Source organism: Paraburkholderia mimosarum LMG 23256 = NBRC 106338, assembly GCF_000739815.1.
GTDB classification, from domain to species: Bacteria; Pseudomonadota; Gammaproteobacteria; order Burkholderiales; family Burkholderiaceae; genus Paraburkholderia; species Paraburkholderia mimosarum.
This window is the reverse complement of the sequence record NZ_BBJJ01000143.1, coordinates 1-6,929: the sequence shown is the minus strand read 5'-3', so window position 1 is coordinate 6,929 and position 6,929 is coordinate 1. Positions and strand designations below refer to the sequence as shown.

General features: G+C 60.7%; 5 protein-coding genes and 3 pseudogenes. 4 read left to right on the top strand and 4 right to left on the bottom strand.

Features of this window, described 5'->3' with window-relative positions; genetic code table 11:
* Nucleotides 1-244: 244 nt before the first annotated feature.
* The 3 genes from BMI01S_RS38430 to BMI01S_RS35315 form a co-directional block, all read right to left on the bottom strand.
* A complete protein-coding gene (locus BMI01S_RS38430) occupies nt 245-580 on the bottom strand; it encodes a hypothetical protein (protein WP_154671497.1) in 336 nt (111 codons plus the stop codon).
* A gap of 117 nt (nt 581-697) precedes the next feature.
* A complete protein-coding gene (locus tag BMI01S_RS38425; protein WP_028232908.1) occupies nt 698-928 on the bottom strand; it encodes a zf-HC2 domain-containing protein in 231 nt (76 codons plus the stop codon).
* The gene (locus BMI01S_RS35315) at nt 925-1,266 is read right to left on the bottom strand and encodes an RNA polymerase sigma factor (protein WP_161635578.1); all 342 of its coding nucleotides are present in this window, start codon (nt 1,264-1,266) and stop codon (nt 925-927) included. Before BMI01S_RS35315 ends, BMI01S_RS38425 begins: the two co-directional genes overlap by 4 nt.
* Nucleotides 1,267-1,857: 591 nt before the next feature.
* Between BMI01S_RS35315 and BMI01S_RS40035 the strand changes: the two are divergent.
* Nucleotides 1,858-2,288 (top strand): annotated as a pseudogene (locus tag BMI01S_RS40035) (response regulator); the annotation flags it as partial.
* 16 nt (nt 2,289-2,304) lie between these two features.
* Here BMI01S_RS40035 and BMI01S_RS41550 read toward each other — a convergent pair.
* Nucleotides 2,305-2,412 (bottom strand): annotated as a pseudogene (locus BMI01S_RS41550) (LuxR C-terminal-related transcriptional regulator); the annotation flags it as partial.
* 209 nt (nt 2,413-2,621) lie between these two features.
* Here BMI01S_RS41550 and BMI01S_RS35305 point away from each other — a divergent pair.
* The 3 genes and pseudogenes from BMI01S_RS35305 to BMI01S_RS35295 all read left to right on the top strand — a co-directional run bounded on the left by BMI01S_RS35305 (nt 2,622) and on the right by BMI01S_RS35295 (nt 6,556).
* Nucleotides 2,622-4,064, top strand: coding sequence for an HDOD domain-containing protein (locus tag BMI01S_RS35305; RefSeq protein WP_028232907.1), 1,443 nt, complete (start codon nt 2,622-2,624; stop codon nt 4,062-4,064).
* A gap of 392 nt (nt 4,065-4,456) precedes the next feature.
* Nucleotides 4,457-5,335, top strand: coding sequence for a tyrosine-type recombinase/integrase (locus BMI01S_RS35300; protein ID WP_028232906.1), 879 nt, complete (start codon nt 4,457-4,459; stop codon nt 5,333-5,335).
* 8 nt (nt 5,336-5,343) lie between these two features.
* A pseudogene (locus tag BMI01S_RS35295) lies at nt 5,344-6,556 on the top strand (IS91 family transposase).
* Nucleotides 6,557-6,929: the final 373 nt, after the last annotated feature.

Genomic DNA, 6,929 nt, shown 5'->3' with positions numbered 1-6,929 from the left:
ACACGCCCCGGACTGCCCGGCTTCATGCGACGACGCCGGACCGGGGTCACGCGATCTCGGTCCGGCGGGGCAAGCAGGGGGACTCGTGCTGTTTAACGGCTACATGGTGCCAACCTTGAGTATCGAACAGTAATCCGTGAGCAAGGCATGCAGGTACCCGGGCCGCGCGCGGCCGGGGCACCCATGACAGGCGAAGCAGCGAACGCTTCAGGAAAGGAAAGCAAACCAGCGGGCGGACGGGCGCTCAGGAAGCGTAGCCGCGATCCACGGGTTCGGCGTACCGCACGCCGGATGCGGTAAGCAGCGTATCGACCTGATCGGCCACCATGCCGGCCGGCTGCGCCGAGGTCGGACCCAGCGAATAGACGCCGCTTTCGCTCGGGCCCGCGACGATCTGCAGATGCAGCGGCACCAGCAGTCCCTGCAATTCGCCGACCGGCATCGGCCTGTCGACGACGAGACGGATCGTCGCGCGCGCCGCGCCGTCGGTCGGCTGCGGGGACAACGTGTGGTAATGCGCCGGCAAGTCATGCGTGGATTGCGCGGTGAGCACCGCGAGGCCGCCGGTCTGCACAAGCACCACCGCGCCGAGCGCGCACGCGACCGCGGCCCACCACCGCCCGTTCGATACGTGCCGGCCCGCCTGCGCAGCGGACGGAGCTTCGTCGTCTTGCTGGCGATCGGCCTCGTCGATCCGTTACCACGGACGCTCGAGCCCCTTCTCCATTTCGGGACACATCACCGTTTCCGCGTTCACCGCACTGGCTAGCCGGCTCTGCAGCGCCAGTTCGGCACGGCAGCGTTCGCAGGTCGCCGCGTGCTCGTCAACCTCCGCGCGCTCGGCCTCGGACGCGCTGCCGTTGACGACCCATGGCAGCAGTTCCCACGTGCGCAGATGCGCGCGTTCGAGATCGATGGTCTGGTTCATTGCGGTCCCTCGGTTACACCTGCAAGCGTCGGCATCAGGTTGCGAAGTTTGACGCGTGCATGAAACATCCTCGCCTTGACCGTGCTCAGCGGCGAATCAGTCATCGTGGCAATCTCTTTGAGCGAATGGCGCATCAAGTAGGCCATCTCCATCACGTGTTGCTGTTCCGCCGGCAGGCGCACGAGCCCTTTCGTCACCCAGTCGCACAGCTCGTGGTCCGCGTACGGATCCACGCATGCGCCTTCGTAGTCCGACGCGAGCGGCTCGGCGAGAGGTCCGCCGTCGCGCAGCGCCTTCAGCGCGACGCGGTAGCCAATGCCCATCAGCCAGGTCGACACGCGCGATTGCCCGCGAAATACGGTAGCCTTGACGGTCTGGACCTTCCGCACGTGAATTAAACCGCCGCTGTCGGCGTTACCATCGAGCCGATAGAACCGGTTCGTGCGTAAAGCCGGTGGCCTCTCAATTCTATGTGTGGTGAGTATCATCGGTCGCGAGTTGACACCGCTGTCTGCTAGCTCAACTCATGCTTGGATGGAAGCTTGAATTCCTAGTGAAATTTCAGGAAGTTCCTACATGGACGACGCTTCAGGGCCTCTGGTGTTCGGCCGTTAACGGGGTAAAGCGCCCCAGCCTGAACGGGCCTCGGGCGCTGGTTCAACGTAGCACGTTGAGCTCAGGCTTCGGCGCCGCGACGCTAACCAGCAACGCCATTGGCAACTGCTCGTCGATGCGATTGACTGGACGCTGTGCGATCCGGCAAAGCATTGCCTGAACAACATCATTGCATCTTCGAGCCATCGAAGGCGTCGTCTGAGCCACAATCCGCTTCAAGATTTTCGATTGGCGGCACCCGGTAATTGACAGAGAACCGGGGACTGGTACTACGGTATCGATACATGATGCGTGCAAAAACCGGTTCGACTTTTATGATCAGGATACTTATTGCCGATGACCATGCCATCGTGCGCAGCGGACTTAGGCAGATCTTCGCGACGATGTCTGACATCGTCGTGACAGCGGAGACTGGGCAGGGCCTGGAGGTAATCGAAACACTGAGAGCCAGCGATATCGATCTGCTGCCGGACATGATGATGCCGGGCCTCAGCGGCATCGATCCCATACGCCGCGTGCGCGCCGAGCAGCCTGCGTTGCCGGTGCTCGTGCTCAGCATGCACAACGAGGCGCAGATCGTGTCACGCCCGCCGTGGGGTAGATGGCTAAGGACAGTGATCCTGACGTGCTGCTGGCCGCGATTTGCAAGCTCGCGAACGGGGGCCGCTTTATTGACTCGGAACTCGCGGACGCGATGGTGTTCGAGAAGCATTTGGGCAATGTGCCGCCGCACGAGGTTCTCTCGGCACCCGTATGATCGTCTACCCGCTGATGAAACCATGCCGGATCGCGTAGCGGATCACCTCCGCGTTGTCGGTCAGCTCAAGTTTCTGCATCAGCCGCATCTTGTGCGTGCTGATCGTCGTGGCGAGTGTCCAGCGCGTTGTCTCCCCAGAACAGCAGGTTTCGTCTGCCACGTTTCCTTTGGGTAGTGCCTTTCAGTGTATTCGCGCAAAGCCTAACTACTTTCGGAAAAAATTGGATCGCCTTATCCAACGACGTTTTTTTACGTGAGTCGGTAGCGGTGTATTCGCGCCGTGTCCACAGTAGAAAACAACGATACTTTTGCTGGAGTTCAATGAGCAAGACGTCTGCGCTCGATAGAATATGGGCCCGCATAAGCAAGTGCGGAGACTTCCCGATATTATCGAGGTCACTGCACGCGACAGTAGCTGCGATGAACGATGAGGATTGTGATTTTTCTGCCATGGTGCAGGTTGTGCTATCGGATTTCTCATTGACACAGAAGGTCCTGCGTCTGGCAAATTCGGCAATGTATCGCGTGTTCGGCGGTAACATTACAACAGTATCCCGTGCGCTGACTGTGCTTGGCGCGGATGCCGTCGTGCATTTGGTGATTGGGTTCAAGATTCTCGAACATTTTCGCGACAGTGAATCGTCACGTACCGATGTTGAGGTCGAATTGCACCGAGCGATCCTGTCGAGTTGCGTTGCGCGCGCGCTCACCGTGCAGGACGATCCGCTTGTCGCAGAGGAAGCGGTGATCTGCGCTCTGATGCGCCAAACGGGAAGATTGCTGGTCGCCGTCTATCTGGACGGCGAATGGAATCAGATCCGGCTCCAGGCGGAAGCTAACGTCGACGAATCTGAGGCGTGCCGCGCTGTGCTCGGGGCCACGTTTGACGATATCGGCCGTGAGGCTGCGTCACGTTGGCGCCTGCCGTACGTGATCCAGTCTGGATTGGAAGCGTTCGATCCCAATGCGACAGGCGAGGAAGATCACGCACAAAGATTGCGCGCAATCACCAGCTATTCCACGGATGTTACGGATGTCCTGACTCGCCAAAGTCTATCTGACGCTCAGCGTGACGTGAGCATTTCCAGCTTGGCTGACCGGTACGGTGTTGCGCTCGCTATGGATCCTACGGTACTCGCCGCGAAGAGCATCTCACTTGCCTGTGGAGGAGCCGGAGCGGCTATCCTCCGAGAGATTGCGGAATTACGGGCCAACGTGACGGCAAGCAGAGGTGGAATGCTAGTGCCTCAAATGCGTATCCTCGCGGGGACAAACGATTTGCGCGCACTTTCGGCGACGCCCGCCCTCGAGTTGGCTCTCGCGGTCGCGTGTGAAACAGTATCGGAGGCGCTCGGCTGTGCACGTACCGTGGCATTCGTAATGGACGACAGCGGCATATTCCGGGCGCGCGTCGGTTTCGGGTCGAATATTGATGAAGCGCTATCCGGGTTGTCATTCGGTAGCGCCTTTGAACCGGATGTGTTTCATCTGGCGATCAGGAACTCAGTCGCAATTCTGATCGACAACGCTCGCGCGCCCAAGATGATTGCACGGCTCCCCGGGTGGTACCGCGTTACATTTGGAGATACGCATTCGTTTGTACTCTTGCCGGTGACCGGTGCGAATCAGTCCACAGTTGCATTGCTGTACGGCGACTGGTCCGATGCACAGCAGCGGCGAAAGTTCTCCTGCGATGAGATGGTGGCGTTGAATGAGTTGGCGCGAGAGTTGGGACGGTCGTTTTTGTGGCAATTCCCAGACTGACCAGGTCAATACGCTCTGAACGAGCGGTGTCGAGGTGAAGTCAAGGTATGGGGGCGGGTGTCCGCACACGGGCAATGTCCCAATTACAGTTGAAGGTTGGGACGGCGGGTGCGGCATAGGTTAGGCAACCTTTCGATCATGGTCAATGTTCGTTGTCGAGGGCGGACGCTTTAGCGCCGCTGCGAGGGTTCTGTTGCAGTAATGGTGTCGGGACGAGAAATGTCGTTGTACTAACCCGCTGACGCGGGAGTGGGAGGAGAGCGAGAGCCCCTGGCTAACGTTCACCGGCAGTGGTGAGCTGACGCAGGATCCCAACGAGCGGACGCAGATACCTCCAGGAGCAGTATGTGGATGCCCAACCGGGCTCCACCACTGCTTCCAGGAGGTTAGTCATGACGCCGCTACGCCAACGCATGTTGCACGACATGGAGATCCGCAATCTCGCCGACAACACACAGAAGTCCTATCTGATTCAGGTATCCAGTTTCGCCCGCCACTTTCGCCGTTCGCCCGAACTGCTGGGCCCCGACGAGATCCGGGCCTGGCTCATCTATCTCCGGGAAGATCGCAAGCTGGCACCCGGCAGCCTCGGCCCAACGATCGGCGCACTCCGGTTTCTCTACCGTGTGACGCTTAAACGCGACTGGAGCGACGAGGATTTTCCCTTGCCGAGGAAGCCGTTCCGATTACCAGTCGTCCTCAGCCTGGAGGAGACCACCACCTTCTTCGAGTCGGTCGCCAGTCTCAAGCACCGCACCATCCTGATGACCGCGTACGCCGCCGGACTGCGGGTGTCGGAAGTCGTGCATCTGAAGGTCACCGATATCGACAGCAAGCGCATGGTCATCCGTGTAAACCAAGGGAAGAACCGTAAGGACCGCTATGTAATGCTCTCGCCGAGGCTGCTCGAGATCCTGAGGCTGTACTGGCAGGACGCCCATCCGAAGGAATGGCTCTTTCCAGGCAACATTCCGGGGCGGCCCATCACCCGCCATGCCGTGGGCGACGCATGCGAGCTTGCACGCAAGCGCAGCGGCATCACCAAACCCGTGACACCCCATTCTTTGCGACACGCGTTCGCCACGCATTTGCTGGAAACCGGTACTGACGTGCGCCGGATCCAGCTGCTGATGGGCCATAGGTCCCTTGCGACAACGTCCCGGTACCTGAAGGTGGCCACCAGCACCGTGTGCGCCACCACCAGTCCCTTCGATCTGCTGCCGCACCCTGCACCCATTCCATCCCCGCCACCTGCGCCCGAGTACTTCTGAGCGCAGTCATGCGGCCGGCGCTCGAAGTGGCGGACATCTTCCGCCAGTGCGGGCCCAGTTTTCGGCTATCCCATGCCGAAGGGCTCAGTCGTGTGCAGCGACGCGTGATGAGTGCCATCGAGCTGTGTCGTACCGCAGCGCTTGGTGCCCATCTCGAGCAGTGCGATGCATGCGGCCATCAGCGCATCAGTTACGACTCGTGTCGTAACCGGCACTGTCCGAAGTGCCAGTCACTCGCCCGCGCGCAATGGCTCGAACGCCGGCATGCGGAGCTCCTCCCTTCGACCGAGTATTTCCATGTCGTCTTCACGCTTCCCGAATCCATCGCCGCTCTCGCGTTCCAGAACAAGAGGACGCTCTACGATCTGCTGTTTCGCGCCAGCGCCGAAACGTTGCGCACGATCGCCGCCGATCCGAAACACCTGGGTGCCGAGATCGGCTTCCTCACGATCCTGCATACGTGGGGGCAGAATCTGCAGCATCACCCTCATGTGCATTGCGTTGTGCCGGGCGGCGGCATCGCCCCGGACGGCGAGCGCTGGATCGCCTGCCGTCCCGGCTTCTTCCTGCCCGTGCGGGTCCTGTCGCGGCTCTTTCGCCGCCTATTTCTCGAACAGCTGCGTCGCGCTTACGACACCGGCGGGCTGCGCCTGCTCGGTCAGTTGGAATCCCTGAGCGATCCTGTCGAATTCGCAGCCTGGCTTGCACCCACGGCACGGGCCGAGTGGGTAGTGGGTGGTCTACGCCAAGCCACCCTTTGGCGGTGCCGAACACGTGCTCGATTACCTGGGCCGCTACACCCACCGCGTCGCCATTTCCAATAACCGGCTCCTCGCCTTCGACGGACACGCCGTGCAGTTCCGCTGGAAGGACTACCGGCACGAGTCCAGACAAAGGACCATGACGCTCACGGCCGACGAGTTCATCCGTCGCTTCCTGCTGCATGTGCTGCCTGACGGCTTCAAGCGCATCCGCAGCTACGGGTGGCTCGCCAACTGCCACCGTGCCGACAAGCTCGCCACCTGCAGGCAGCTGCTCGGTGTCGAGGCGCCCGCCGCTGCCGCAGCCGAGCCCGGGGAAGACTACCGTGACCACTACCAGCGACTCACCGGCAAGTCACTGCGCGACTGCCCCGTATGTGGCAAGGGACACATGCTTCGCATCGAAGACATGCCCGGCAGCCTTCCACGAGCCCCGCCAGGTCCCACCCATGCGCGCTAGTTGCCATCGCACCTGTTTCCGTACACGTTCGCCTTTCCTGACGAGGCCAACGTGGCTCCGCTCGTGCCTTCGATCTGCTGGCGCACCAGCGTACTCCAAAATGGCGGGTGATTTGCCGGTTCACGCGCACATTCCCGCTTCCTTTACACGTGATGCTTCCCACTCTCGCCGGAAGTCCGTGTGTGATCGCCCCTGCAAGACATTACAAATTACCGCGGCGGTCATTCAATGCCCATAGCGGCCACCGCCCGTGGAGCGGTTTAGCACAAACATTTTTTTGATTACCGGTCGCGGATCAGGTCCGACGACATGGCGATGCGCTGGTTGCCGCGACCGCCAACCAAAAAAATCTCTGCGATATGATAAGTTGTGC

What these genes read in the sequence shown, in the direction of transcription:
- BMI01S_RS38425 (WP_028232908.1), bottom strand. Translation starts at nt 928, where the DNA reads ATGAACCAGACCATCGATCTCGAACGCGCGCATCTGCGCACGTGGGAA.
- BMI01S_RS35305 (WP_028232907.1), top strand. Translation starts at nt 2,622, where the DNA reads ATGAGCAAGACGTCTGCGCTCGATAGAATATGGGCCCGCATAAGCAAG.
- BMI01S_RS35300 (WP_028232906.1), top strand. Translation starts at nt 4,457, where the DNA reads ATGACGCCGCTACGCCAACGCATGTTGCACGACATGGAGATCCGCAAT.